Here is a 26,550-nt window from a genome sequence, read left to right as displayed (position 1 = left end):
GTCCGGTCAGACGTCGAACGAGGCCTGCAGCGCGTTGAGCACCATCTCCTTGACGGCGTTCTTCTGCTGCTGCGCCGCGTCGGCCACGGCGGCGTCCCCAGGCACTGCGGCGCTCTCGCCGCGTCGTGCACCCCAGGTGGCCCCATGCCCGCGGACCGGGTCGGGGTCGGGCTGTCCCCAGTCCGCGTCGACCGCGGCGACGGTCCGGCCGACCGCTGCGCCGACGTCCCCGTCGAGGCGCGCGAACATGGCGTCGACGACGCCTTCGAGCAGACCCGGCCGGATGAGCCGCGGGCCATACAGCTCGTCCTCCTCGACCGGTCCGCTCGGCGTCGAACGTCGCATGTCGCGGGCGATCACCAGGGCGTCCACCAGCTCCCTGGAGGCACGCGTGGCCGACGCTCGGGCAGCTGCGATGAGCGCGACGTCGCCCGGAGTCTTGAGGCGGGCCGCGTTGTAGTAGATGACGATCGTCGGCTGCTGACGGTCCTCGATCTCGCCGCGGATCGTGGGGAGCAACCGCAGCTGGCGCCACATCTCCCGGCCGATCGAGAACGGCAGGATGTGCTCGGCCTCGCCCTGCCACACGGGGTCGTCGTTCGTGAGGGACGCATGCGTGGGCCGGATCCGCGGCGGCTGGTCACCGTAGGGCGCGATCTCGCCGATGCCGGGGGCGCTCGCCCCAGGATTGCCGCCGCTGAGCGTCCTCGCGAAGTCCATGAGTGCCTGGACCGCCGCCACGAGGTCGCGACGGGTCGAGCTCAGGTTCCGTGCCGGTTGCGGCTGCGTGCGATCAGCCCGCCACGCCGACCACGCCTGCCGAGCGGCCACGAACGCCGCCTTCTTCGTGTCGTAGTCCGCGATCAGCGCCGTCAGGGCGGCCGACGTCGGCGCCATCGCCTGCAACGGTGTGGGCGCGCTGTGCATCACGAGGGCGTGGTCGGCCCCGTCGTCCTTGATCGTGTGGTCGGTGCCGTCCACGGTGACGTGCTCGTCGACGACGACGTCGGCGAAGTCGGCCTCGGCCGGCGGCTCCACCGGCTCCTCGGCTGCACCGCCGGCACCGGTCAGGGCGTCCAGTGCGGCGCGCCCCAGGGCCATCGCCTGGTCGAACAGCCAGTCGAGCGCCTGGTCCACGAGCTCGCGCAGGCCGACGATGATCTCCTGCACCTTCTCGGGCACGTTGCCCAGGCCCACCTGGTTGGCCAGGAACCCGATCGCGACGGGCACGGCGCTGGCGAGTCCGCGTTCGAGCATCGCGGCGCCGGGGGCGACGTCCCCACGGGCGACGGACGCGATCGTGGACACGTACTGGTCGACGATCTCGAGCAGCTCGCGCAGGTAGTCGATGGCGGACTGGACGGCGTTGAAGAACGCGATCGTCCCGTTGATGACGGCCATGATCCCGGTGGGGTCGAGCATCGAGAGCAGCCGGGTGACGACGCGGTCGACGATCTCCCGCATGATCCAGTCCTTGGCGGTGGTCAGGATCGTGTCCCACAGGTTGCTGAGCTGGCCCTGGATGAACTCCCACACGGCCGTGATGCCGCGTTCCTGCACGTCCTTGATGAACGTCCACGCCCCGCTGAGCTGGTCGAGGGCGCCGCGGATCTGCGTGACGCGCTCGGGGCCGATGCGCTCCCCCAGCTTGGTCCAGAGGGTCTCGGTGGTGACACCCAGCACCTGGATGACGAGCGTGATGATGTTCTCCACGGACAGCGAGGTGGGCGGCTCGATGCCGAGCCCGCGCAGGCCCCGGAAGAGCCAGCCGCTCAGGCCTTCGAGCAGGTAGTTCGCGATGTTGCCGAAGAAGCCCTCGAACCCGGCCTTCATGGCCGCGACGACGTTCTTCAGGAAGCCGACGGGGTCGTTCTTGATGTCCTCGATGGCGGCGGTGGCGTTGGCGATGATGTTCCCGAGCAGCTCGGACGGGAAGTTCATCAGCTCGAGGATCAGCCGGACGACCACCTGGATGACGACGCTGACGAACTCCGCGATCCGGTTCAGGGGGTCGCCGAACGCCGCGACGATGCGGTCGAACGTCTCGATCGGTGCCAGCAGGCTCTCCAGCGACACCGTGTTCCAGATGGCCAGGAACGTCCCGGTGATGAGGTCCCAGGAGATGTTCAGCCGCGTCATCGCCGACTCGATGGTCGCCGCCGCGTCGCCGATGACGCCCGACTCGGCCAGCTCGTCGTACATCGCCTCGCCGCCGGGCAGCAGCGTGATGAACCCCTTGATCAGGTTCTCGGCGGTGCGCGGGACCGCTTCGTCGGTGAACGGGTTGCGTTCGAGGATGACGGTGAGCAGGTGGAAGCCGGGGACGCGGTGCGCGTGCTCGCTGGCCCACCCCAGGAGCGACTTCTTCACCAGCTCCAGGACCTTGAGCAGGATCGTGGACGCGAACGCGCCGACGTCCTGCAGGAGGGTGAAGGCGCGGTCGGCCAGCGACGTGATGTTCTCGATGAGGTTCGGCAGGTTCTCCGGGCTGATGGCGGCCCACGCGTCGGCGAACAGCGCACCGGTGCGGCTGAGCAGGTCGGTGAACACGGCCCACTGCTGGTCGAGCCAGTCGGCGGTCTCCTGCAACGTGCCGCGCTCGGTCATCTGCGCGAGCACCTCGTCGCGGCCGGCCAGCCTGAGGAAGTCCCCGAGGATCTCGACGGTCGGTGCGCTGACGTCCTCGTCGCGCAGCGGGTCGTGGTGGAACACCTTCTTGGCGAGGTTCCAGTACGGCGCGATCTCGGGGCGCTGCAGGAGCGGCTCGGCGACGTCCGCGACGACCTCGCGGACCTTCTCGATGACGGCGTCGATCACGTCGGAGACAAACGCCCGGATGTCCGCGACGATCGCGTCGACGTAGCGCTCGACGATGGCGACGTTCCCGTCGATCCCCTCGGTGACCCCCATCTCGTCCCACGCGGCGGAGATGTCGTGGCCGATCCGGGACAGCGTGAGGTTGTGGGCCGCGAGCGCGTCCATGAGCAGGGTGACGATGTCGCCGAGGACGTCGATGGTCTGCAGGAGCGGCCCGACCGCGGCGCCGAACGGCCCGAAGGTGAGGAGCTTCTCGACGAACTCGGTGCGGCTGACCGTGGCGGGCTCGTCGGTGAGCGGGTCCTTGCCGGTGATGACGGTCAGGAGCGTGTACCCGGGGATCTCGCGGGCGGCGGACGTGACGCCGTCGATGATGAAGTCGGGCAGGAGGTCGGTGACCTCGAGGTCCCGGTAGACGGCGACGGCCTGCTGCTGGACGACGTGGGTGGCCTCGTGCGCCATGAGCTCGAGGTCGGCGGACGACTCTCCCTCGCCCAGGAAGATGTCGGCGCCGACGGTGAAGGCGCGGGCGTGCAGCTCGGCGGCGGCGGCTGCGACCTCGGGGCCCTGGTGCACGCGGACGGCGCCGAGGTCGGCGCCGAGGTGTGGTTCGACCTTCGCCTGGACCGCGGGGTCCATGGGCGCTCCGGCGCCGGGGCTCGCGATGAGTGAGGAGACGGCGGTGGAGACCTCGACGTCTCCGCCCGCGGCGACGTCGGCGGCGGGCGCCGGGGCGTCGTCCCGGGAGACGAGGGTCCGGGCGACGGCGGGCTCCAGGGTCCGGGCGAGCGCCACCGGCGGCGACGCACCGTGCGCGACCCGGGAGGCGAGCGCCTCGGCCTCGCGCTCGGCGGGGTCGTGGGGGTGCGAGACGGCGAGGGTGGAGCGCGCGACACGGTTGCCGCCGGTGCCGACGAGGTTCGCTCGCGCGGCCCCTCCGTCGCGGGCCAGCCGGGCCATCCCCGCGTTCGACGTCGGCACGCCACCGCGGGCGGCCGCCGCCGGCCGGCCGCGGCCGCGCTCCGCCGCCGCCGGCTCCTTGACCAGCGCGTCTCGTGTCAGGGTTGCCGTCATCAGCGTCCCGAGCGCACGACGTCGAAGTACCGTGCGAACTCGCTCTCGGTGGACAGGTGGCCGAGCTTGACGAACTCGCGCTGCATCGCGAGCACGAGCCGTTCCATCGTGATGGGTCCGCCCTCGTCCGCGGCGGAGAAGGCGGCGCCGAGCGCGGCGTTGCGGATCACGCCGCCGGTCACCTTGAACTGCCGGGCGAGGAAGTCGAGGTCGAGGTCCTCGACGGGTGCCCCGGCGGGGAACACGAGCTGCCAGATGCGGCGGCGCTGCTCCTCGTCGGGTGCGAGGACGTTGACCGCGACGCCGATCCGGCGCAGGAACGCGTCGTCGATGTTGCGCTGCAGGTTGGTGGCCAGGACCACGAGGCCGTCGAAGGTCTCCAGCCGTTGCAGGAGGTAGGCGACCTCGATGTTGGCGTACCGGTCGTGGGCCGACGACACCTCGGACCGCTTGCCGAACAGCGCGTCGGCCTCGTCGAAGAACAGCACCACGTCGCCTGCGCCGGCGGCGGCGAAGATGCGTTCGAGGTTCTTCTCGGTCTCCCCGATGTACTTGCTGACCACGGACGACAGGTCGACCTTGTACAGGTCGAGCCCGAGCTCGCGCGCGACGACCTCCGCCGCCAGCGTCTTTCCGGTGCCGGACGGGCCGGCGAACAGCGCGACGACGCCGCTGGACGGGATCGCGGGGAACCCCCACTCGCCGAACACCGTCCGCCGCCGCCGGTACCGCGCGACGAGCTCGCGCAGCTGGGACTTCTGTGCGTCGGGCAGCACGAGGTCGTCCCACCCGCGCTGCGCGCGCACGCGCACGGCGAGCCCGTCGAGGTGTCCCCCGGCGAGCCTCCTCAGGTTCGCCTGCACCGCGGCCGGGTTCCCGCCGTCTCCCCCGGCGACGAGGCGGAGCTGCTCGCGGGTCAGGCGGGCGCCGCCCGAGTCGGTCGAACCGGTCCGGGCGAGCCAGTCCTCGGGCCCGGCCTCGCCGTCGAGGACGTGGACCTCCCGCCAGCGCCGGTCGGGCAGCGCCTCGAGCGGAAGCTCGCGGGGCGAGGAGAGCACGAACGTGAGGTGCGGCGCGGCCTCGATGCGTGCGGCTGCGAGGGGCTCGGGCGGGCCGGCCACCTCCAGCAGCACCGCGCACCCTGCGACCGTCGCCTCGCGCACGACCGCCGCCCACTCCGTCGGCGACTGCGGGACGGTCGTCGCGAGCACCGGTCGGCCCGCGAGCTCGGCACCCGCTGCACGGCGCCGGCTCTCGGCATCGGCGCCGTGCACCAGCAGCAGGTCCGGTGGATCGGGCCGGTGCCCACGACCGCGGCTCTGCGCCGCGACGCGCCGGGTGCGGGCCGGCAGGTCCGCGTCGGGGGCGTCGACGCCGAGGACCGCCCACACGAGCCGGGGCACCACCCCGCACATCCGGACCGCCCACGGCCCGGAGTCCTCCACCGTGACCAGCTCGGCGACACGCATCGGCGCCCCGGGTGCCACGGTCGGAGGTCCGTCGGGACCCAGCACGCGCGCGAGGAGCGCCAGGGTGGGCCGAGGGAGCTGGACCGAGTCCTGCACGTAGGCGACCACGCGCTGACGCTGCGGGTTCAGCTCCACCGCCGTGAGCAGCGCGAGCGACTCCACGTCGGGCGACGTCAGGGCGGCGTTCCGGCACGTCCGTGCCAGGGCGTCGTCGCTCTGCGCGCACCACAGCGTGAGCGCCGCACGCGCCTCGACGACGAGGGGCGCGAACAGGTCGCGCACCGGAGCGACCGCCTCGGGGCGGGGGCCGTCGAGACCGGGCAGCGACCGCAGGATCGTGTCGAGGTCGTCGTCGTCCACGTACATGCCCGCGAAGTCCCGTGGGGGCACGCCGGACACGACACGGCACAGCGCTGCCTCCCGCTGCAGCACCAGGTCCGCGAAGCGCTCCCAGGGCGTCACCTCACTGTCGTAGCGCAGCGGGGCGGCCAGCGGTGCGGACGTCCCGCACGTGTGCGCGATCGGGCAGGCAGCCCGGCGCGATGGCGCGGCCCCCGGGCCCTGTCCGCGGCGACCGCGCAGGCAGAGGCTGGACCCCACACGTCGACGGAGGGAACGCCATGGCCACGCTGAGCAGCATCCGGTCGCCCGGTGTCTACATCCAGGAGCTGCCGGCCGGCTCGCGCCCCATCGAGGGGGTCGGGACGGCCATCGCGGCATTCGTCGGCATCACCGCCGACGGGCCGTACGACCAGGCGATCAAGGTCGCCAACTGGGGCCAGTACACCGCCACGTTCGGCATGTGGGTCGAGGGGGCCTATCTGCCGAACGCCGTCTACCAGTACTTCAACAACGGTGGTGGCTCGGCGTACATCACACGCATCGGGTCGCTCAGCTCCGACGAGGGTGCCCGCGCGAGCGCCGAGCTGACCAGCGCCCTGAAGGCAGGTCAGGGCGTCTACCGCGTCGAGGCGAAGGAGCCGGGCGGGGCCGGTGACACGATCACGGTGACCGTCGAGCCGAAGCACGAGCAGGAGCCGCCGCCGGAGGGCGAGCAGGCACCGCCGGCCGAGGAGGTCTTCACGCTCGTCGTGCAGCGCGGCGACGTCGTCGAACGGTACGAGGGGGTGACCCCGCGCAAGGGCAGCAACAACGTGGTGACCGCGCTGGCCGAGTCGGCTCTCGTGCAGATCAGCGAGCTCGGTGGCTCCTCGATCGTCGAGCGCGTCCCCACCTCGGGAGCCCTCGTGCTCTCGGGCGGCGCGTCGCTGCCGGCCCGGCTGACCCCGGACGACTACCTCGGGGACGTCACCGCCCGATCCGGGATCGCCGGGCTCGAGGCCCTCGACGACGTGACGATCGTCGCCGTCCCGGACCTCGTGGCCGCGTACGAGGCCGGCCAGATCGACGCCGACGGCTTCAAGGCCGTCCAGAGCGCGCTCATCACGCACTGCGAGACGCAGAAGGACCGGGTCGCCATCCTGGACACGCCGCGCGGCCTGAACGCCCAGCAGGTGCTGGAGTGGGTCAAGGAGAAGACGCGGTTCTCGTCGGCCTACGCGACGACGTACTGGCCGTGGCTCTCCTTCTGGGACCCGCTGGCCGGCCGCGCCCGGCTGTTCCCGCCGAGCGGCGCCCTCGCGGGCATCTGGGGCCGCAACGACGACACCCGGGGCGTCCACAAGGCTCCCGCCAACGAGGTCGTCGCGGGTGCGCTGGACGTCGAGCTCAACATCACGCGCGTCGAGCACGACGACCTCAACCCCGCGGGCATCAACGTGATCCGGGCGTTCCCGGGGCGCGGCATCACGGTGTGGGGGGCGCGGACGCTGTCCGACGACACGACCTGGCGCTACATCAACGTCCGGCGGCTCTTCAACTACATCGAGTCGTCGGTGCTCCGCGGGACCCAGTGGGCCGTGTTCGAGCCGAACGACCTGGACCTGTGGCAGCGGATCAAGCGCACGGTCAACGGGTTCCTGCTCGGGCTGTGGCGTGACGGTGCCCTGTTCGGCGCGACCCCCGACCAGGCGTTCTACGTGAAGTGCGACGAGGAGACGAACCCGCCGGACGTCGTGGACGCCGGGTACGTCGTCATCGAGATCGGCATCGCACCTGTGAAGCCGGCCGAGTTCGTCGTGTTCCGGGTGAGCCAGCTGCCGACCGGCGGCGCGGTCCAAGAGTAGCCAGGTAGGGAGGGACAACATCATGCCCATCGGTGAGGACGCACTCGCGAACTACGCCTGGCAGATCGAGGTCGACGGCATCACGCTCGCGCAGTTCAAGGAGGTCTCGGGCCTGAGCATCGAGGTCTCCGTGATCGAGCACCAGGAGAACAAGCCCAAGGGCATCCCGGTGATGAAGAAGCTGCCTGCCGCCCAGAAGTTCAGCGACATCACGCTCAAGCGCGGCATGACCACCGACAAGGGGTGGTGGGCCTGGGTCAAGGAGGTCCAGGAGGGCAAGATCGACAAGGCCCGCCGAGGCGCCGCGATCGTGCTCTACGACTACGAGCGCGGCGAGAAGATGCGCTTCAACATCACCAACGCCTGGCCGTCGAAGATCAGCATCGGCTCGCTGCAGGCGGGTGGCTCCGAGGTCACCGTGGAAGAGGTCACGCTCGTCCACGAAGGCCTCGCGGTGGCGTGAGGCTCGCGTGAGCACGACGACCCCAGCAGCTCCCGCGGCCCTCCAGACCGAGTTCAGCTTCGAGCTGCCCATCGGGTACGAGGACGACGAGGGCCGGGTGCACCGGTCGGGCGCGATGCGCCTGGCCCGGGCGCGCGACGAGATCGTCCCGCTGCGCGACCCCCGCGTGCGCGACAACGAGGCGTACCTGACCGTGCTGCTCCTGGCCCGGACGATCACGCACCTCGGCGACATCACGTCGATCACGCCCGCGGTCGTGGAGAACCTCTTCACACCGGACCTCGCGTTCCTGCAGGACCTCTACCGCCGGATCAACTCCGAGGGCCACACCACGGCGTCCGTGACGTGCCCCTCCTGCCACGAGGAGTTCGCCGTCGACCTGGCGGGTGGTCCGCCGGGGGAATCCTGACGTACGCGACCGCTGACCTGCTGGACGAGGTCGCGTACCTGGCAGCCGTCCTGCACTGGCCCCTCGACACGCTCCTCGACCTGGAGCACCCCGACCGGGCCCACTTCCTGGCGTACGCGCACCGGATCGTCGACGAGGCCGAGGCTGAGGAGGAGGAGCCGTGAGGCGATGGCCGTTCGCCGCGCGGGCCACCGCAGCCCCACCTGCTGCGCCGCCCCCCACCGCCCCGCGTCGTCACTCGTGGGACGCGGTGCCGGCGCTCGTCCCGCGCGCTCTCGCGTTGCAGCCGGTCGCGCGCAGCGCGGACTTCAGCCGTGGGCTGGGCACCCGGCAGGACTCCCCCGTGGTCCTGCGGGCACCCGAGCACGCCCTGGCCCGACACCCCGGGGGGCACGTCGACGGGCTCGTCTCGCACGCCGCCGTCCCGGCCGTGGCCGCCCCGCAACCCACCGCGGTCCCTCGCCGCGGGCTCGTCGGCCGGCGGCGTCGGTCGGCCGCTCCTGAGGAGCCGGTGGTCGGGCGGGCGACGACGGTGGTCGACGGCGGGCCGTCCTCCTTCGACGCCGTCGCGTCGCCGCCGGTCCTGCCGGTGGTGGCGCGCTCGGCGTCGGCAGGGAGCACGCACCTCGCCACCCCGTCCAGCTCACCGTCGGGCGGGACGCGTGCCGCACGGTCGTCCACGGCACCGTCGTCGGTGCCCCGACCGTCCGCCGCGCCGTCACCAGCAGCGCGGTCGGTCTCGACGACGTCGTCGGCGAAGCGGTCGTCGGCCGCGCCGCCATCGGCACCGCAGGCATCCGCACCGCGGTCGGCGGCACCCTCCTCGTCCGCACCGTCGTCGTCCGTCGCGTCGTCGTCCGTCGCGTCGTCGTCCGCACGGCCGTCGTCCGCACCGCCGTCGTCCGTCGCGCGCGCGGCGGCCCCGCCGTCGTCGGTGCCGGTCCGCCGCGCGCCGTCCTCGTCCACGGGTTCCGCCCGGTCCCTGGCCGGCCCACCCGCTGCGCACCCGGACCCGGTCGCCGCGCGCACCGTGGCCCCGGCCGAACCCTCGAAGGCGGCCGCGCCGGCCCCCACGGGGATCCACCGCTCCACCACGGGCGGTCCCGCGTCGACGGTCTCCTCGTCCGACCCGGTCGTCGCCCGTGCGCCGGAGCCCTCCTCGCGCGCGCCGGGACCTGCGCACCCCGACGCGGTCCTGCGGGCGCCCGTCGCACCCTCGACCCCCGGCCGACCGGTCCGCGCCGGCCTGCAGCCTCCGGTCCACCGCGTCACGGAGTCCCCGTCCGCGACGGCCGGTACCACGCCGCCGGCCGTCGCTGCCTCCCCCGGCCCAGGCACCTCGTCGGTGGCGCGGGCCGTGAGCGGCACGCCCTCACCCGGATCGCGCGCAGAGCGACCGGCGTCTTCGTCCCCCGGCGGACACGGCGCGACGGGCGTGTCGTCCACCCCGGTCACGGGTTTCCCGGGACCGTCGCAGACCCCGGTCGCCCGAGCGACGGCGCCGCACCCGCCGACGACCGCCCGCGCCGCCGCCCGGTCCACGCCGACGTCGTCGAGCCCGGTCCCCGGGGTGGCGTCGCCGGGCGCCGCCGACCGGACGAGCTCGCGGCCGGTCACGCCCGTGCGGCGCCTCGTCACGGAGCGGGCAAGCACCCCGCCGTCGGTCCGGGTCCCGCGCTCCGTCGACGCGCCCTCTGCACAGCCCGCGTCACCGGCAGGACTGTCGTCGACCCCGGTCGCCCGGGCGAGCGCACCCGTCCGGCGGTCTCCCGGACCGGCGCCCGGCGTCGACCGCTCGGTCGCGCCGGGTGCGGCAACGACCACGCACGTCGCCCGGTCTGCCGCACCGCCGCTCCCCACGACGCGCGCCGAACGATCAGCCGCACCGACCACCGGCTCCGCCACGCCCGTGCCGCGTGCCGCCGCTCCCGCCACCGGCTCCCCTGCACGGGTCTCGCGCGCCGTCGCGGCGCCCACCGCCGAGGCACCCACGCCGTCCGTCGCCGTCGCCCGCGCGCCGAGTGCCCGGACCCTCTCCGTCGCCCCGACACGTGCGGCAACCCCAGATCCGTCGACGCCGGCCACCCGCTCGGTCGACGCGGGCGTCGCTCGATCCGCAGAGGCGCCCCCCGCCCGCCCCGCGCAGGACCCTTCCGCGCGCCCTGGGCCGGCCACCTACCGGTCGCCCACGTCCGACGGGCGGGTCCTGTCCGTGGCGCCGCTCGCCGACCGGCCGGCGGGCGTGCGTCGCGCCCCCCTCGGGCTCGGCTGGCCCCCGGCCGCACCGGACGGCAGCGCGCCCGCGGCCTCGGCCGAGCCCGCCGTGACCAGGCTGATCGCCCCGGCCGTTCCCGCGGACGCCATCGCCCGCACGCAGGTGTCCGAGCCGACCGAGGCCGCCGCGCCCGACCCGTTCGACGCCGGCGCGGTCGCCGTCGCCGCGGGGATCGCCCGCCGGGTCGACCCCACCGAGGTCCGGTTCGCGGCGCCGGGGCAGGCGCCGGCCGCCCCGGTCGCCCGGGCCGCGACGGCCGTGGCCGAGCGGGCGCCGGAGACCACGGAGCAGCAGCCGGCCGAGGTGGTCGCCGCAGGGCCGGCCGCCCCGCCGGCGCAGGACCTCGGTGCCCTGGCGGACGAGCTCTGGGAACGCCTCGAGCTGCGTCTGCGGACCGACCTGATGCTCGAGCGCGAGCGTCGCGGCACGTGGCCGGACGCGTGAGGAGGCGACCGCGATGACCAACGACATCAACCCCGTCAACACCATGCGGTTCGACGTGACCATCGACGGCCACGACATCGGCTCGTTCACGGCGATCGACGGGCTCAGTGCGCAGTACGAGGTCAAGACGTACGCCGAGGGTGGCGAGAACGGGTTCGTGCACCGCCTGCCCGGACGCCTGTCCTACGGGACGATCAAGCTGACCCGCCCGGTGGAGATGCGGACGCGCGCGCTGGGTGAGTGGTTCCGGGAGGTCGCCAAGGGACAGGCGACCAAGGCGCACACGGCCGCGATCATGGCGATGAACGACAACCGCGTCACCGTCATCACGTGGGAGTTCGACGGTGTCTGGCCCGTCAGCTACAAGGGTCCGAGCTTCGCGGCCGAGGGCGGCAAGGTGGCCACCGAGGTGTTCGAGTTCGCCCACGACGGATGGAAGGAGTCGTGACCGGGGCCGAGCGGGCGCTGGCCGTCCTGGCCGAGAAGGACGACACCAGCAAGAAGCTCGTCTTCCACTTCAACCCGACGACGATCAGCTTCACGCGCGCCGTCCAGTACAACCGCAGCCCCAACCAGGCGAACGACCCCCCGGTGCAGTTCACGGGTGCGGGTCCGACGTCGATGACGCTGCAGGTGTTCCTCGACAAGGTGGGCAAGGGCGGGTCGACCGGGATCCAGCCGGAGATCGACCAGCTGGTGTCGTGGACGACCGTCGCCGACGTGTCGCAGCCGGGCAGCGGCCCGCCCAAGCTGATCTTCACGTGGGGCGTCCTGTCGATCAACAAGGAGACGACCCTCGTCGGCTACCTGGAGAACCTCAAGGTCACCTGCGAGATGTTCGACCGCAACGGGCTCCCGCTGCGCGCCACGATCGACCTGACGCTCAAGTCGGCCGCCGTCGAGCCCAAGGGCACCAACCCGACCTCGGGCTCGGAGTCGTCGCGCCGTCGGCACGTGCTGCGCCGCGAGGAGAGCCTGCACTCGGTCGCCCACTCCACGTTCGGCGACGCGGGTGCGTGGCGGGCGATCGCGGAGCTCAACGGCATCGACGACCCGACCCGGCTGCGGCCCGGCCGCGAGCTGCTCCTGCCGGACGTGTCCGAGCTCGCGGCGGGTGTGCGATGAGCCCGGTCGCGACGAGCGTCGGCGCGCGGCCCGTGGTCAAGGTCGGTTCCGCCGAGCTGCCCGAGCGGATCGCGGCGGCGCTGCGCACGACCATCGTCGACACGGACGCCGACGGCCCGGACTCGTGCCGGCTGGTGATCGACGACCCGACGCGCGAGCTGCTGGCGGACAGCGACCTCGACCTCGCCGCGGAGCTGACGATCACGGCGGGCCGCGTCGGGGAGAACTCGGGCGACACGCTGTTCGACGGCGTCGTCTACGCGATCGGCTTCGACTACGACGACCGCGGCGGGTACACGACGGTCACGGCCTACGACCGCTCCTACGGCCTGTACAACGGGTTGCACACCACGAGCTTCCAGAACATGACTGACGGCGACATCGCCAAGCAGATCGCCCGGGACGTCGGCCTGACGGCGGGCGACGTCGCGACGACGTCGGTGCTGCACGAGCACGTCTCGCAGGTCAACGAGACCCACATCGAGTTCCTCGAGCGGCGCGGCCGGGAGGTCGGTTGCGTCGTCGTCGTGTCCGGCTCGACGCTGCACTTCCGGGCACCCACCCCGGCGTCGGAGGCCCCCGCGCCCGGCGCGTACGACTCGGCGGACCGGCTGCAGCTGGTGCCCGGCAAGAACCTGCAGCGCCTGACGGTCCGCGTGACGGCCGCCCAGCAGGTGTCCCAGGTGGAGGTCCGCGGCTGGGACACGTCCACGAAGCAGGCGCTCGTCGCCACCACGGACGCCACGACCGGGACGGCGAGCCTGCGGGACACGCCCGCGTCGGTCGCGCAGCTGTTCGGCAGCCCGCGCGGGGTCACGGTCGACCTGCCGCTCGGGCAGCAGGCGGAGTGCGACGCCGTGGCCGCAGCGCGCGCGGAGCACCTGGGCAGCACGAACGTCTTCGCCGAGGGGGTCGCGGACGGCGACCCGCACCTGGTCGCCGGCGCGGCGGTGAGCCTGGGTCAGACGGGCGGCCGGTTCGACGGCAAGGTGACGCTCACGCGCGCGAAGCACGTGTGGGACGACCGCAGCTATCGCACGTACTTCACCGCCAGCGGCTCGCACGACCGCTCCGTGCTGGGCCTCGTGCGCGGCGCCGCAGAGCACCGCCCCGGACCGGGCGGACTGGTGGTCGCGCTGGTCACCAACGCGACCGACCCGGAGAAGCGCTGCCGGGTCAAGGTGAAGTTCCCGTGGCTCGACGAGGACTACGAGACCGACTGGGTCCGGGTCCTTCAGCTCGGCGCAGGCGCCGACCGCGGCCTGCAGCTGCTGCCCGAGGTGGACGACGAGGTGCTCGTCGGCTTCGAGCACGGCGACAGCCGACGGCCGTACGTGCTGGGCGGTCTGTACAACGGGGTCGACGCCCCACCGAAGGACGACGCGGTCGGCTCGGACGGTGCCGTCGCGACGCGGGTGTGGCGCAGCCGCAGCGGGCACGAGCTGCTCATGTCCGACAAGGCCGGTGAGGAGACCCTGGAGCTGCGCACGGGCGACGACAAGGCGAGCGTCGTCCTGGCCACGTCGGACGGTTCGATCACCATCACCACCGAGGGCGACGTGAAGGTGGACGCGAAGGGCAACGCCGAGGTGACCACGCAGGGAGACCTGAAGGTCGAGGCGCAGGGCTCCGCGACGATCAAGGGTTCCTCCGGGCTGACGCTCGAGAGCAGCAGCACGGTGACCATCAAGGGCTCGACGATCAAGCTGAACTAGTCCGAGGAGGGGCAGCGTGGGTGCACCAGCAGTCGTCATGGGCGACAAGGTGATGGGGATGTGCGTCGGGCACCTCGTCCCGTCCCCGGTCGGCGCCCCCATGCCCGCGCCCGCGCCGCTGCCGATCTCCGCACCGCTGACCCTGGGCCTGTCGACGACGGTGCTGATCGGCGGCAAGCCAGCCGCGGTCAAGGGCAGCAGCGGGTACAACGTGCCGCCGCACGTCGGCCTGCACCCGAGCGACCCGAAGCTGGTCCCGACCACGCAGGAGGCCAAGGTCGTGGTCGGCAGCAGCACGGTGCAGTTCGACGGGAAGGACGCGGCGTACACGGGGTGCACGGTGACGGCGTGCATCGCCCCGACGGCTGCGGTCGTCGGCACGGGCGCGACGGTCCTGATCGGCTCATGAGGCGTACGGGAGGAGGACCGATGAGCGACGCCAACAGCTTCGTCGGTGCCGGCTGGCACTGGCCCCTGACCACCGACCAGACCGGCGCGGTCGCCCTGGTGCGCGGTACCACCGAGCTCGAGCAGGCCATGTACCTGGTGCTGGCGACGAACCCGGGCGAACGCCCGATGCGGCCGGAGTTCGGTGCGCGGCTGCGCCAGTTCGTGTTCGCGTCGGGCGACGCCACGACCGCGGGCCTCATCGCCGCCGAGGTGCAGACCGCGCTCGCCCGGTGGGAGCCGCGCGTGACGGTCGAGCAGGTCGACATCACGACCGACGCCGAGGACCCGTCGACGCTCTGGATCGACATCGGCTACACCGTGCGGTCCACCAACGACCGCCGCAACCTCGTCTTCCCGTTCTACGTGATCCCCGCCGACCGGTCCGAGGTGCGCGCATGACGCTGCCCACGCCCCGCCTGGACGACCGCACGTTCCAGGAGCTCGTCGACGAGGCGAAGCGGAACCTGCAGCTGCGGTGCCCGGAGTGGACCAACCACAACGTCTCCGACCCGGGCATCACGCTCATCGAGACGTTCGCCTGGATGACGGACATCCTGCTGTACCGCGTGAACCGGGTCCCGGACCGGCTGTACGTGAAGTTCCTCGAGCTGGTCGGCGTGAAGCTGTTCCCGCCGCACGCGGCCCGGACGGAGATCTCGTTCCGGCTGTCGTCGCACCACGACGACGTCGTCCACATCCCCGCCGGCACCGCGGTCTCCACCCGGCGCTCCATCTCCCAGGAGTCCCTCGGCTTCACCACGCTGCACGGGCTCGACATCCCGCCGTCGGCGTCGCGCACCGTGCTCACCGTCTCCGCCGACGGGGACACCGCGGACCGCACGGGCGTGCTCGGGCTCGGCGACGGTTTCCCGGCGTTCAGCTCGACCCCGGTCGTGGACGACGCGCTGTACCTGGGCCTGGACCAGCCGGCGCGGTCGTCGCTGCTGCTGGTCCAGGCGGTCTGCTCGCTCGGCGGGTACGGGATCGACCCCCGGCGGCCGCCGCTGGTCTGGGAGGCGTGGACGCCGTCCGGGTGGGAGCCGTGCGAGGTCGAGCGCGACGACACGCTGGGCCTGAACGTCTCCGGGGCCATCGAGCTGCACGTGCCCGACGGTCACGACGAGTCGGTGGTCAACGGCGTCGAGGCGGCCTGGATCCGCTGCCGGGTGGTCAGGGCCGCCCGGCAGTACCGCTCGTCCCCGCTGCTGGTGTCCGTGACTGCCGCCACGATCGGTGGCGACGTCGAGGCGACGAACGCCGAGCAGGTCCGCGAGGAGGCGCTCGGCACGTCCGACGGCACCGCGGGCCAGGTCCTGCACCTGGCCTACCCGCCGGTCGTCCTGGACCGCGAGGACCCCCTGGTGCTCGAGGTCGGCATCCCGCCGGAGGACGGCATCGGGCCGGCGACCTGGGAGGAGTGGACGGCGGTCGAGGACTTCGGGGCGAGCGGGCCGACGGACCGGCACGTGACGGTGGACCCGACCACCGGAGAGATCCGGTTCGGACCCTCGGTGCGACTGGAGGACGGCTCCGAGCGGCGGTTCGGTGCGATCCCCGCGCGCGGGGCCGCGCTGCGGGTGCGCGGCTACCGGACGGGCGGAGGTGCACGCGGGAACGTCGCCGCCCGGTCGGTCTCGGTGCTGCGCTCCTCGATCCCCTACGTCGCCGCGGTCTACAACCGGCGCGCCGCCGCCGGTGGGGTGGACGGCGAGGACGTCGACAACGCCCGGACCCGCGGGCCGCTGGAGCTGCGCGGCCGGGGGCGGGCGGTGACCGTCGAGGACTACGTCGCGGTCGTGCACGAGGCCGCACCCGAGCTGGCGCGCGTGCACTGCGTGCCGGTGACGGACGGCCCGGACGCCGGGTCGGTGCGCATCCTCGCGATCCCGGGCGCCCCCGGGCAGGACGGCCGCATCTCGCTGCGTGACCTCCAGCTCCCGGACGGTGCCCGCGAGCGCGTCCTGGCCGCGCTGGACGCGACGCGCGTGGTCGGGGTGCGCCTGAGCGTCGAGCCCCCCAGCTACGTGGGGATCCGGGTCGACGCGCGGGTGCGGGCCCGTCCCGAGGCCGACCCGGCGCAGGTGGAGCGGGACGCCCTCGCAGCGCTGTACCGCTACTTCCACCCGTTGGCCGGGGGTCCCGACGGGACGGGGTGGCCCCTTGGCCGGCCGGTGCAGCCGGGCGAGGTGCACGGGGTCCTCGGCCGGGTGCCCGGTCTCGACTACGTCGAGGACGTCGTCCTCTTCCGGGCGAACCCGCTGGACCGGTCGATCTCCGCACCGCAGGACCGGGTCGACCTCGGGGACACGCACGTGGTGCTCAGCGTGGAGCACAGCATCGTGGTGCAGGGCGGTGCGGGGTGAGGGGCGCGACGGGGGGTCTGGCGCCACCGTCGACCTCGCTGGTCGAGGGTCTGCCGGAGGCCTTCCTGGGCAGCGACTTCACCACGGGCCTGATCGCCGCGTTCGACGACGTCATCGGGTCCGTGGGCGCCACCCTGGACGACCTCGACGCCTACCTCGACCCGCGGTACGCGCCCGACGACTTCGTCCGGTGGGTGGCATCGTGGCTCTCCCCCGCGATCGCTGCGCGCCGGGACGCCGACCACCTGCGCCGGCACCTCGGCGACCTGCGCCGCGCCCTGGTCGGTCGGGGGACGCTCGACGGGGTGACCGCGGCCGTGCGGGCGTGCACGGGTCTGGATCCGGACGTGCGGGACTCGGGCGGAGTGTCGTGGAGCAAGCGGCCGCAGGGGGCGTTCCCGGGCCGGTCGGCGCCGCTGCTGGAGGTCGACGTGCGGATCTCGGCGGACGAGCCCGACCCGGACGCCGTGCTGGACCTCGTGCGGTTCGTGGTGGACGACGTCAGGCCCGCACACGTGCCGGCAGCGGTCCGGCGAGCACCCGGGTGACAGGCAGCGGGACCGGCACGCCGAGCTCGGCGAGCACCTGCGCGTACTCCCGGCGGGCGGCGGCCGCGGCGGCGGGCTGACCGTCGGACGTGAGCGCGTCGATCAGGCGGCGCCACAGGCCGTCCTGGTAGCGGTCGAGCGCGAGCGCGTGGCGGGTGACGTGGATGGCGGCCGGTCCGTCGCCTGCCGCCGTGCACAGGTCGGCGAGCGTCTGGCACGCCCGCACGACCGAGCCGCGCACCTCGTCCCGCTCACCGGTGACCCACTCGGCCGGTCCGTCGTCGGGCAGGACGTCGGCCGTGAGCTCCCCGACCCCCGCCGCCAGGCTGCGCCGGCCGCCCTCGACGTCCCCGCGCTCGAGCGCCGACCGTCCCGCGGCCAGGTGCCGCTCGACGCGGCGCACGTCATGGCGGTCCGCGGCCCCGAGGTGCAGCGCGTACCCGCCGCCGGTCCGGCGCACGACCGACGTGGCCGGGGTCGCGGTCGGCCGGTCGAGCAGCCCGCGCAGCGCGCTGATCGCGACCTGGAGGCTGTGCTGCGCGCGCTCGGGGTCCCGACCCTCCCAGAACCACTCCAGGAGCCGTTCGCGGTGCACGGGCAGCGGTGCGTGCAGGGCGAGCGCCCGCAGGAGCGACTGGTGCTGCGGGCGCAGCGCGTCGAGCGCGACGGGTGCGCCGTCGCGCAGCACCGTGAAGCCGCCGATGCAGCGCACGTCGAGCGCGGGTGGTGCCTCGGTCGCGACGCTCACGGGTGTCTGGCGCAGACCTCGCAGCACGAGGCTCGTCCACGTCGTCGCGCCGCTGGTGCGGGCCAGCCGTGCCGCGCGGACCCGTCCCTGCCCGGTGCCTGCAGCCAGGAGGGCGAGGGTGTGCGGGAGGGGCCCGACGCCGGCGGCGACGCGCTCGACGTCGGCCGTCGCGGCCGGACCTGCCGAGTTCCAGCGCCCCGCACGCGCGTCCTCGACCGCAGCCATGGTCGTGCACCACGTGGCGAGCGCGGGCGCGCCGAGCCCGGTCAGCTCCGCCGCGAGGTCCCGGTGCTCGTCGGCGGTGAGCATCCCGGCGGGGAGTCCCGCCACGGCCCCGAACAGCCCGAGGAGCGCCGCACCCCACCGGTCGCCGATGGCGGCGCACCGGTCCCGCAGGTGGCGCAGGGCCTCGCGCGCAGTCTCGGGCCGGCACGCGAGGTCGAGCCCGTCGGCGATCCGTTCCAGGGCAGGCGCGCCGAGCATCTTCGCGGCGACGGCGGCTCGCTCGCGGCTCTCGGCAGCCTCCGGACGGAAGGACAGGGACAGGCTGGCGGCCTCGCCGAGCAGGGCGACCGCCTCCAGGGCCGTCGGCAGCGTCGGCAGCTCGGAGACGGCGGAGAACTCCCGCGCCGCTGCCGCGAGGTCACCCGAGGTCAGCTGGGCGACGGCGTGCGCGAGCCGACGCGGTGCGTCCGCCGGACGCGCCTCCGCGAGCTGACGCCGAGGGGAGACGAACGCGTCACGGGTCAGCGCCACCCAGTCGGAGACGGCGCCGAGCGGCGGGTTCAGCCAGCTCTGCACCATCCGCAGCTCGTGGGCGGCGAGCGTCCTCCCGGTCAGGGTCTCCACCCGGGTGCCGGCCAGCCGGTACGCCTCGAGCGCCTGGTCGAGCGCACCGTCCACCACGAGCCGGCGCGCGAGCGCGAGCGCCACCCACGGGTCGGTGTCCCTGATCGACGGCGGTAGCTCGTCGATCCACGAGCCGGGCCGCTCGGCCAGCTCACCCCCGCCGATGGCGAGGACCCGTTGCGCCGCGTCCCAGTCGTGCGCGCGGCACGACGAGCGCAGCGCCGCGTCGAAGTCCCCCTCGCGCAGCGCCAGCTGGGCGCCCCGCTGGTGCAGCTCCCGGGCGCGGGCACCTCCGTCCCGACCCACGAGCACGTCGAGCAGGTGCGCGCGCATCACCTCGTGGCAGCCGTAGACGGTGGTCTCCGCATCGGCCACGGCGCTCAGCAGCCCGAGCCGGTGGGCCTGCTCGAGCAGCGCGGCGGCGTCGGAGCTGCCCAGCAGCTCGTCGCACCGTGCCGCGGTCAGGGTGGACAGCACGGCGGTCCGCACGAGGAAGTCCCGCAGCGGCGCCGGCACCTGGTCGAGCACGTGCCGGGCGAGGTAGTCGCTCGACAGCTGCCCGCCTCCGACGCCGAGAAGTCGTGCCCGGCTCGACGGCGGGCGCCCGTGCGTGGCCAGGTGGAAGAGCTCCAGCCCGGCAGCCCAGCCACCGGTCCGGTGCGCGAGGTCAGCGACCTCGTCGGCCCGGAGCCGGGTGCCGTGGCACGTCCGGAACAGCTCCTCGACCTCCCAGGTCCGGAACCGCAGGTCCTCGGCGCCCAGCACGGTCGCCGTCCCGGCGAGGTGCCGCGTGAGCGCGGTCGACGTCGCCGTCCGTGATCCCAGGGCGACGCGCAGGTGCACGGGCTGGTGGAGCAGCAGGCCTTCGACGACGTCGGCGGCAGCACTGCCGTCGATCGACTGCAGCTCGTCGAGGACGAGCAGCGCCGGCGCCGCGAGCACGGTCTCGAGCGCTGCCAGGGCGTCCTCGGTGGTCGCCCACGGGTCGAGATCCGCCACCGCCGGTGCCAGGTCCGCGCAGGCGACCTGGAGGTGTGCGAGGACCGCGGCGGTGCTGCCGAGGGCCCCGTCGAGCGTGAGCCACGCGACCGGGCAGGTCTCGCGGGCGGCGACGTGCGACAGGAACGTCGTCTTGCCGCACCCGGCGGCCGCCACGACGCTGACCAGGGGTTGCGCGCCCGGTCCGACGACCGGGTCCAGGAGCCGGTCGCGCGGCAGCCCGCGAGGCGCCGGGCGCCGGGTGCGCGACCGCAGGACGGTCGGGTGCCCTTCAGCCCCCGACACAGCACACCTGGCTCGACGTCGTCACTCTGCCCCCGCAAGACCGTCGCGTACGCTGACCCTAGCCGTCGGGCGATTCATCCGAAAGGGTGTAAATCCGGCGTCGATGCGTGGGGGGTGAGGTCGTACGGTCACGGAACCTGGGGGCGGGTCCGCGGACGCGCCCGATCCTGCCCTGGACGACGAGCTCGCGGACCTGCTCGCGCCCGCCGACATGGAGTTCCAGGCGGGGCCGACCACGCCGATCCGCGAGCCGAGTGCTCCCCGTGAGCGGGCTGCGGCCGCCCGGCCGCAGCCCGCTCCCGAGCGGCCCGACGTCTCGCCCGACCCGGCGCTCGAGCGGCCCACCCCGCAGCACCGACCGGAGCCCGAGAGCCCGGCAGAGACCGATCTCCTGGCCGTCCCCGAGCGGCCCCTGCGACCCGTGGCGGCGCCGCGTCCGGTCCGGTCCGGTCCGGTCGACCCCGTCGTGGTCGGTCGACGCTTCCAGCCCGTCCCCGGCGGCGCCCTGCCGCGACCGCACCCGAGCGACCCGCTCATGGCCGCGCTGCTCGCCACCCCGGCGGCCCCGGTGTTCGCGGTGACGGCGGGCACCGTCCGGCGCGCCCCGGCGCAGATCACAGCCGGGGCCGTCGAGCTGCACGCCCCGGACGGCAGCGCGTTCGTCCTGCTGGGCGGCTCCACCGTGGCGTGGGTGGTCGACGACGAGGAGCCCGTCGTGGCGGGCGCGGTGCTCGGGATCGTCGCCGGCTCGCCCGGTGACCCACCCGGGGAGCCGCTGCTGGTCCTCGCGATCGACTCGTCGGGCACCCAGGTGGACGCCGTCGCGCTGCTGGTCGGTCTGCCCGACCCCGGGGAGCTCGACCTGCTGGGCTCGGACCCCGCGGCCGGCGTCGACCCCTACCGGCTCGACCTGGAGCTCGCCGCGTCCCTGTCGTCCACCGGGGAGGCGTCATGATCGTCTGCGCGCGGTGCCACCACGAGAATCCCGACGGCACCCTCCTGTGCGAGACGTGCCGGACCTACCTCGGCTGGTCGGCGACCGCCCCGGTGCCCACGCCGGCTCCTGCGCTCGCCCCCGAGGACGCCGAGCCGCCCACCGCGACGCAGGACGACGTCGCGCCGCCACCCACTCCCCCCGTGCCACCCGCTCGCCCGGTTCCTCCGACGCCCGTCGTGCCACCGGCCCGCCCGGGCCCGCCCACCCACCCGGTGCCGCCGACTCCCCCGCCGGCGAGCACGCGCGAACCGCTCACGCCGACGTCGCCGGGCACCCCCGCGGTCGCACCGGGCGCACCCCGGGCACCCGCGCCGATCACGGTCCGCACATCCGGCGGCCCGGGATCCCGGCAACCGGTCACGCCCGTCGCCGTCCCGGCCGCTCCGTCCGGACGACCCGCGCCCGTCGTCCCGCCCCCGGTCCCGGTCCCGACGACCACACCGACCCGCGTCACGCCAGCACCGTCCGCGTCCGCACCGTCCGCGTCCGCACCAGCCGCTGCCGCGACGACCTCACCGGCGACGGCCACACCGCCGACGGCCGGTCCTGCGGTGACAGCCGACAGTGCGACGCCCCCACCTGACCCGCCGCCGCCGGCGGACCGCCGCCCGCCGACCTCGGTGCGACCGGTCCCCGTCGTCCTGACCCCCACCGAGACACGGCCGCCGGAGCGGGCAGCCGCCCGGGAGGCCCCCGAGCGCACGATCGGCGTGCGGGTCGCCGCGGGCGAGGCGCGGATCGCCCCCCGGGCGCCGACGGACCCGGACCACCCGGCGGGGACGCCGGCCCCGCCGAACGCGTTCGACGCGGTGCTCCCGACGGACGCCGGTGCGTACTCCGGTCCGGCGGACGACCGCTCGTCCGCACCCGAGCAACCCCCACCCGCGGACGCCTGGCAGAGCTTCGAGGACGCGACCCGGTGCCCGTCGTGCGGGCGCGCGATCCCGGTGTCGCGGCGCTTCTGCCGGTGCGGAGCGACACTGGTCCGGGCGGCGGCACCGGACGTCGACCCCGAGCCGCCGCGCGAGCCGTGGTACCGCCGGTGGCTCGGCGGGTTCCGGCGGGGACGTGGGTTCTGGCGACGGATGCGTACCGCGAACAACGGGGTCCGGGTCCGCTACGACCAGGCCCGGTCGGCGCAGGTGCACCTCGCCGAGGTCACGGCGGTGCTGGCCGCGCTCGGCATCACCGCGGTCTTCGTCCTGCCGAGCACCGCCCAGCTCGAGAAGCAGGTGGTCGAGCAGGTCACCGCGCTCGACCCGCGCGGGTACAGCGCGATCGCCGACGTCACGGCCACGACCGACCCGCCGACGCCGCCCGAGCCGGGCTTCGACCCGAAGTACGCGGTCGACGAGATGACCGGTCGCGCCTGGGCGGGCGTCTGGACGCCACCGTCGGATGCAGGCCCGAAGTGCCGCCGCCCCGGGGGCACGGACACCCTGGTCCTCACCCTGCCGGAGCCGGCCGACGTGGACCGGATCGCGTTCAGCGCAGGCCTGCCGGAGACCAGCCCCGACCGTGCGACGCAGGACCTGCCGCGTGTGGTGGACGTGAGCTGGGGCGACGGCGCCGACGAGTGCGCGTCCTTCACCCTCACGGACTCGCCGGACCTGCAGCCGTTCGACCTCGACGCCACCGACGTCTCCGAGGTCCGCGTCGTCGTCGTGAGCGTGCACGAGACCCCGGACCCGCCCGAGGTCCGGCACGTCGCGTTCAACGAGGTGCAGCTCATGCAGCGCGGTGCACCGGGGCTCGACGTCCCGGTCCCCTGACCGACGTCAGACCGGGACGTCCGTCCGACGTGCGACGAGCAGGTGGTGCGGGTGCACCCGGCGGGCGTCCAGCCGGTGCAGCTCGACCTCCAGGCCGAGCTCCGTCAGCCAGCCACCCATCGTGACCGGGTCCACGAAGTCGAACGACGAGCCCTCCGTGATGCGCAGGACCTTGACCGACAGGGTCTCCTGGAGGGTGTTCCAGCGGACCTTCCACCGCGGCCGGGTGCCCATCTCCTTGACGACGACGCGTCCTCCGGGAGCCAGCCGGCCCACGGCCTCGGCCAGCAGACGCCGCTGCTCGTCGGCCGGCAGCAGGTAGAGGACGTCGACGAACACCACGACGTCCCAGGGCCCGTCCGGGACCGCACCGTCGGGCGCCACCCGGATCTCGAGGTGCTCGACCGCTCGGGCCGCCACCTGCGCGGCGTCGATCTTGTCGGCGTCGATGTCCACGCCCAGGACCTCGCGCGTCGGGTCGAGCAGCGCGGCGTAGGCGCTGAACAGGCCGTGGCCGCAGCCGATCTCCAGCAGCCGGCCACCGGGCGGCAGGGCCGCGGCGATCGCGGGGAACGGCGCGCTGAACCAGCGGACCGCCACGTGCGCGCGCGTTCCCGCGGGTGCCGACCGGTAGAGGGCGAGGGCGGCGCGCCCGGCCGTGTCGGGCCGGCGGCGGGTGGTCGTCGTCATGCGGCACCGTCCGAGGTGGTGAGGGCGGCGAACCCGCCCAGGGTGAAGCCCGCGGCCGCGATCTCGTCACGCACCGCCGGGTCGAGGAGCATGGCGAGCTCGTCGGCCCACTGGTAGTCCCAGGTGAACCGGCGCAGGTCCGCGTCCCCGGCGAGCGCCGGGTGCGTGTTGATCTCCAGCGTCCGTGGTCCCCGTCGGGCAGCGCGCTGCAGCGTCTGCCGGAACCGGTCCGCATCCAGGTGACCGGCCTCGTCGAGGCCCGCGTAGTCCTGCGTCGTGGCGCGACCGGCGGCACGCAGCGCCGACCGCGTGCGACGGGACAGGAACCGGACCCCCAGCCCGACCGGAGCGTGGGAGTGGCTGCCCGGGAGCCGGACGGCGGGCACACCCGCCTCGCGGGCCAGCTCCGCGACCACCGTCGCCACGGTGGGCCACAGGTGGGTGTGCTGATGCGTGTCCAGGTGCGTCAGGGGGACCCCCACGCCGAGCACGCGCTGCAGCTGCGCAGAGAGCTCGCGGCGCACGTCGTCGGGATCGAGGCGCCCGGCCAGGCCGCGTCGCACGACCGTGCGGTAGCTCAGCGGGAATGCTCCCCGGGCGTCGACGAGCGTCGGGATCTCTCGTGCGGACAGGAGCGGCGGGTCCTCGCCGACGAGCGCGAGGTGGGCGCCCAGCTCGAGGGTGGGCAGGTCGCGCAGCATCGCCGCGGCGTCGTCGAACTCCCGGCCGACCGCCAGCAGGGACGTCGCGGTGACGATCCCGTCCTCGTGCGCCCGGCGCACCGCCGCGTTGACGCCCCGGGTCAGCCCCAGGTCGTCGGCCGTGACGATCAGCAGCCGGGTCACGACGATCCTGTGGACCCGGTCACCGGGACGACGTGCTTGAGCTCGCTGCGCAGCCGGAGCATCTCCCCCACCATCGTCCGGATGACGCCGAAGGAGGACAGCGTCGAGACGCCGCGGGTGCGGGGGAAGTAGTCGACGCCGATCTGCAGGATCTGGAAGCCGGACCGCTGCGCACGGATGACGAGCTCGGCGTCGATGAACGAGCCCTCGCTCTTGAGCGTCACGTGGTCCAGGACCCGGCGCCGGCACAGCTTGAACGCGAAGTTGATGTCCCTGATCCGGGTGCCGAACGCCAGCTGGACCAGACCGTTGTAGAAGAACGAGTAGATCGCCCGGCGCGGCCCCTCGCCGGTGCGGTCCAGGCGGTAGGCGCTGACCAGGTCCACCTCGTACATCTGCAGCACGCGCAGCGCGCGAGCCACCTCGGTCATCTCGAACGGCAGGTCGGCGTCGGTGTAGAGGACGACGTCGCCCGTCGCCGCGGAGAACCCCGTCTTCAGGGAGCCGCCGAGCTTGCGGTTGACGTCGTGGTGCACCACGCGGACGTGCGGGTCCGCGGCGGCCATCGCGTCCGCGAGCTCGGGGGTCGCGTCGGTCGACGCGTCGTCGACGACGATGAGCTCGTAGTCGAGGATCCGCCCCTCCGTCACCAGGTCCTCGCACACCGTGCGGGCCGCGCCGACGGCGCGGTGGATGTACAGCTCCTCGTTCCACATCGGGAAGAAGATCGAGAGCTTCTTGAAGGGTTCAGGGGTCTGGGGAACGACCGTCACGAGACCGGTACCGATCTGCCGTAGAGGTAGGTGAGGACGAGCAGGAGCACCGCACAGACGCCCAGGACGGCGCCGCGAACCCAACGATGCCGGACACCGGCGAGGAAGTCGCCGGCCGCGGCGATGACCGGGAAGGCCACGAGCACGTACCGCCCGGTGCCCATGAAGTCCTTGGTGCCGATCAGCGGGATCACCAGGACGACCACCGCGAACACGAGGTAGCCCCACCCGAACAGCCGCCACACCCTGCGCAGCAGGAGCACCGCGCACAGGCAGGCGACGGCCTGGAGGGTGAGGAGGGCGGCCACGTCCCACGGGCCCCGGAGCAGCGTGCCCGCGTAGACGACCTTGAACCATGTGCGGGGTCCGACGCCCTGGTTCCAGCCGGGGGCCGACTCCACCTCGATCCACGCGAGCGGGTGACCGAACGCGAGACCGAGATACACGCACCACGCGACGATCCCGAGCACCGCGGTGAGCACGCCGAGATGGCGGAGGCGCACGTCCCTGACGGCGGGGACGAGGTCGCGCCAGCCGACCGTGCCGACGGCAGGGGCCCCGTCGGCCGCCGGTGCACGACGGGCCTCCGCGAGCATCTCGATCGTCCGGACGACGAGCCCGGCGACGACCGCGACCCCGACCGGTCGCCCGGCCGTCGCCAGCGCACCGACCAGGCCCGCAGCGAGGTACCAGCGACGCTCCAGCAGGACGAACGCGCCGATCGCGCAGAGCAGGAACAGCGAGTCGGCGTACATGGCGCCGTAGAGGAAGAACGAGTACGGGTAGACCAGCAGGACCGTGATCGCCAGGACCGCGGACCGCCGGGGCAGCCGCTGCCACACCCAGCGGGCGAACAGCAGGACTGCGGCGAGCCCGGCGAGCACGCCGAGCAGGGAGCCGGCCAGCTGGACGTCCCCGAGCACCTCGCCGAGCCCGCGCACGCCCAAGGGGTAGACCGGGAAGAACGCGATCGACGACTGGGACCCCGGTGCGTAGAAGTAGCCGTCGGTCGCGATCGACCAGTACCAGCCGGCATCACCCTGGAACCACCCGTCGAGCCAGTCCGGACCGCGCTGGAGGGGCACGGACGGCGGCGCGCCCCGGTGGGCGTTGGTCAGCGCGAGCAGGACCGAGAGGGCGACCGACACGGCGACGAACGCCAGCGCGACGACGGGCAGGCGCAGCGGACCGTTCGACTCCTCGCGGACCACGGCCCCTGTCACCTCGTCGTGCGCGCGCTGCACCTGTGCTCCC

General features: G+C 73.9%; 23 protein-coding genes. 14 read left to right on the top strand and 9 right to left on the bottom strand.

The window, feature by feature from the left end:
- Window positions 1–6 precede the first annotated feature (6 nt).
- Window positions 7–3,891 carry a DUF4157 domain-containing protein gene (locus ASD16_RS05965; protein ID WP_055914095.1) on the bottom strand — a complete coding sequence of 1,295 codons (3,885 nt, stop codon included), beginning with the start codon at window positions 3,889–3,891 and terminating at the stop codon, window positions 7–9.
- A complete protein-coding gene (locus tag ASD16_RS05960) occupies window positions 3,891–5,822 on the bottom strand; it encodes an ATP-binding protein (RefSeq protein WP_055914092.1) in 1,932 nt (643 codons plus the stop codon). The genes ASD16_RS05965 and ASD16_RS05960 overlap by 1 nt, the downstream gene beginning before the upstream one ends.
- Window positions 5,823–5,980: 158 nt before the next feature.
- On the opposite strand from ASD16_RS05960, the gene ASD16_RS05955 reads away from it, so the two are divergent.
- From ASD16_RS05955 to ASD16_RS05940, 4 genes are read left to right on the top strand one after another with little or no spacing between them, the layout of a single operon-like run.
- Window positions 5,981–7,546: a phage tail sheath subtilisin-like domain-containing protein gene (locus ASD16_RS05955; protein ID WP_235523125.1), complete on the top strand. Its 1,566-nt coding sequence runs from the start codon at window positions 5,981–5,983 to the stop codon at window positions 7,544–7,546.
- A gap of 22 nt (window positions 7,547–7,568) precedes the next feature.
- Window positions 7,569–8,009 (top strand): phage tail protein, encoded by a 441-nt coding sequence (locus ASD16_RS05950; protein WP_055914089.1) that lies wholly within the window; start codon window positions 7,569–7,571, stop codon window positions 8,007–8,009.
- A 7-nt stretch (window positions 8,010–8,016) separates the two neighbouring features.
- Window positions 8,017–8,418, top strand: coding sequence for a hypothetical protein (locus ASD16_RS05945; protein ID WP_055914086.1), 402 nt, complete (start codon window positions 8,017–8,019; stop codon window positions 8,416–8,418).
- Window positions 8,355–8,582, top strand: coding sequence for a hypothetical protein (locus ASD16_RS05940; protein ID WP_055914083.1), 228 nt, complete (start codon window positions 8,355–8,357; stop codon window positions 8,580–8,582). The genes ASD16_RS05945 and ASD16_RS05940 overlap by 64 nt, the downstream gene beginning before the upstream one ends.
- 70 nt (window positions 8,583–8,652) lie before the next feature.
- Here the strand turns inward: ASD16_RS05940 and ASD16_RS05935 are convergent, their stop codons facing one another.
- On the bottom strand, window positions 8,653–10,410 hold the full coding sequence (locus ASD16_RS05935; RefSeq protein ID WP_157453801.1) for a hypothetical protein: 1,758 nt from the start codon (window positions 10,408–10,410) through the stop codon (window positions 8,653–8,655).
- A 220-nt stretch (window positions 10,411–10,630) separates the two neighbouring features.
- On the opposite strand from ASD16_RS05935, the gene ASD16_RS21680 reads away from it, so the two are divergent.
- The 8 genes from ASD16_RS21680 to ASD16_RS05895 are packed head-to-tail and all read left to right on the top strand — an operon-like array spanning window position 10,631 to window position 17,338.
- Window positions 10,631–11,137, top strand: a complete 507-nt coding sequence (locus ASD16_RS21680) for a hypothetical protein (RefSeq protein ID WP_157453800.1) — start codon at window positions 10,631–10,633, stop codon at window positions 11,135–11,137.
- A gap of 13 nt (window positions 11,138–11,150) precedes the next feature.
- The gene (locus ASD16_RS05925; protein WP_055914075.1) at window positions 11,151–11,585 is read left to right on the top strand and encodes a phage tail protein; all 435 of its coding nucleotides are present in this window, start codon (window positions 11,151–11,153) and stop codon (window positions 11,583–11,585) included.
- Complete coding sequence (locus tag ASD16_RS05920; RefSeq protein WP_055914072.1) at window positions 11,582–12,262, top strand: LysM peptidoglycan-binding domain-containing protein; 681 nt, start codon at window positions 11,582–11,584, stop codon at window positions 12,260–12,262. Before ASD16_RS05925 ends, ASD16_RS05920 begins: the two co-directional genes overlap by 4 nt.
- A complete protein-coding gene (locus tag ASD16_RS05915) occupies window positions 12,259–13,977 on the top strand; it encodes a VgrG-related protein (protein ID WP_055914069.1) in 1,719 nt (572 codons plus the stop codon). The genes ASD16_RS05920 and ASD16_RS05915 overlap by 4 nt, the downstream gene beginning before the upstream one ends.
- A gap of 16 nt (window positions 13,978–13,993) precedes the next feature.
- Window positions 13,994–14,386 (top strand): PAAR domain-containing protein, encoded by a 393-nt coding sequence (locus ASD16_RS05910; RefSeq protein ID WP_055914066.1) that lies wholly within the window; start codon window positions 13,994–13,996, stop codon window positions 14,384–14,386.
- A gap of 20 nt (window positions 14,387–14,406) precedes the next feature.
- Window positions 14,407–14,826: a GPW/gp25 family protein gene (locus tag ASD16_RS05905; protein ID WP_055914063.1), complete on the top strand. Its 420-nt coding sequence runs from the start codon at window positions 14,407–14,409 to the stop codon at window positions 14,824–14,826.
- On the top strand, window positions 14,823–16,790 hold the full coding sequence (locus ASD16_RS05900; protein ID WP_055914059.1) for a putative baseplate assembly protein: 1,968 nt from the start codon (window positions 14,823–14,825) through the stop codon (window positions 16,788–16,790). Before ASD16_RS05905 ends, ASD16_RS05900 begins: the two co-directional genes overlap by 4 nt.
- Window positions 16,787–17,338: a hypothetical protein gene (locus ASD16_RS05895; protein ID WP_055914057.1), complete on the top strand. Its 552-nt coding sequence runs from the start codon at window positions 16,787–16,789 to the stop codon at window positions 17,336–17,338. The genes ASD16_RS05900 and ASD16_RS05895 overlap by 4 nt, the downstream gene beginning before the upstream one ends.
- On the opposite strand, the gene ASD16_RS05890 is transcribed toward ASD16_RS05895, so the two are convergent.
- Complete coding sequence (locus tag ASD16_RS05890) at window positions 17,292–20,219, bottom strand: BTAD domain-containing putative transcriptional regulator (protein WP_055914054.1); 2,928 nt, start codon at window positions 20,217–20,219, stop codon at window positions 17,292–17,294. The two genes, ASD16_RS05895 and ASD16_RS05890, sit on opposite strands and share 47 nt — an antisense overlap.
- Window positions 20,220–20,430: 211 nt before the next feature.
- On the opposite strand from ASD16_RS05890, the gene ASD16_RS05885 reads away from it, so the two are divergent.
- Window positions 20,431–21,174, top strand: coding sequence for a hypothetical protein (locus ASD16_RS05885; RefSeq protein ID WP_055914051.1), 744 nt, complete (start codon window positions 20,431–20,433; stop codon window positions 21,172–21,174).
- 64 nt (window positions 21,175–21,238) lie between these two features.
- Here the strand turns inward: ASD16_RS05885 and ASD16_RS05880 are convergent, their stop codons facing one another.
- Window positions 21,239–21,670, bottom strand: a complete 432-nt coding sequence (locus ASD16_RS05880) for a hypothetical protein (RefSeq protein WP_157453799.1) — start codon at window positions 21,668–21,670, stop codon at window positions 21,239–21,241.
- A gap of 97 nt (window positions 21,671–21,767) precedes the next feature.
- Between ASD16_RS05880 and ASD16_RS05875 the strand changes: the two genes are divergently transcribed.
- Window positions 21,768–22,988, top strand: a complete 1,221-nt coding sequence (locus tag ASD16_RS05875; RefSeq protein ID WP_157453798.1) for a hypothetical protein — start codon at window positions 21,768–21,770, stop codon at window positions 22,986–22,988.
- A 6-nt stretch (window positions 22,989–22,994) separates the two neighbouring features.
- Here the strand turns inward: ASD16_RS05875 and ASD16_RS05870 are convergent, their stop codons facing one another.
- Genes ASD16_RS05870 through ASD16_RS22170 form a run of 4 tightly spaced genes read right to left on the bottom strand, consistent with a single transcriptional unit; the run spans window position 22,995 to window position 26,540 of the window.
- Window positions 22,995–23,678, bottom strand: a complete 684-nt coding sequence (locus ASD16_RS05870; RefSeq protein ID WP_055914042.1) for a bifunctional 2-polyprenyl-6-hydroxyphenol methylase/3-demethylubiquinol 3-O-methyltransferase UbiG — start codon at window positions 23,676–23,678, stop codon at window positions 22,995–22,997.
- Complete coding sequence (locus ASD16_RS05865) at window positions 23,675–24,523, bottom strand: ChbG/HpnK family deacetylase (RefSeq protein WP_055914039.1); 849 nt, start codon at window positions 24,521–24,523, stop codon at window positions 23,675–23,677. The genes ASD16_RS05870 and ASD16_RS05865 overlap by 4 nt, the downstream gene beginning before the upstream one ends.
- Window positions 24,520–25,296: a glycosyltransferase family 2 protein gene (locus tag ASD16_RS21350; RefSeq protein ID WP_235523124.1), complete on the bottom strand. Its 777-nt coding sequence runs from the start codon at window positions 25,294–25,296 to the stop codon at window positions 24,520–24,522. The genes ASD16_RS05865 and ASD16_RS21350 overlap by 4 nt, the downstream gene beginning before the upstream one ends.
- Window positions 25,293–26,540: a hypothetical protein gene (locus ASD16_RS22170; protein WP_055914036.1), complete on the bottom strand. Its 1,248-nt coding sequence runs from the start codon at window positions 26,538–26,540 to the stop codon at window positions 25,293–25,295. Before ASD16_RS22170 ends, ASD16_RS21350 begins: the two co-directional genes overlap by 4 nt.
- Window positions 26,541–26,550 lie beyond the last annotated feature (10 nt).

It is taken from the genome of Cellulomonas sp. Root485 (assembly GCF_001426705.1).
Taxonomy (GTDB): domain Bacteria; phylum Actinomycetota; class Actinomycetes; order Actinomycetales; family Cellulomonadaceae; genus Cellulomonas.
Note: the sequence above shows the minus strand (reverse complement) of the source record. Positions and strands in the feature narration are given on the sequence as shown.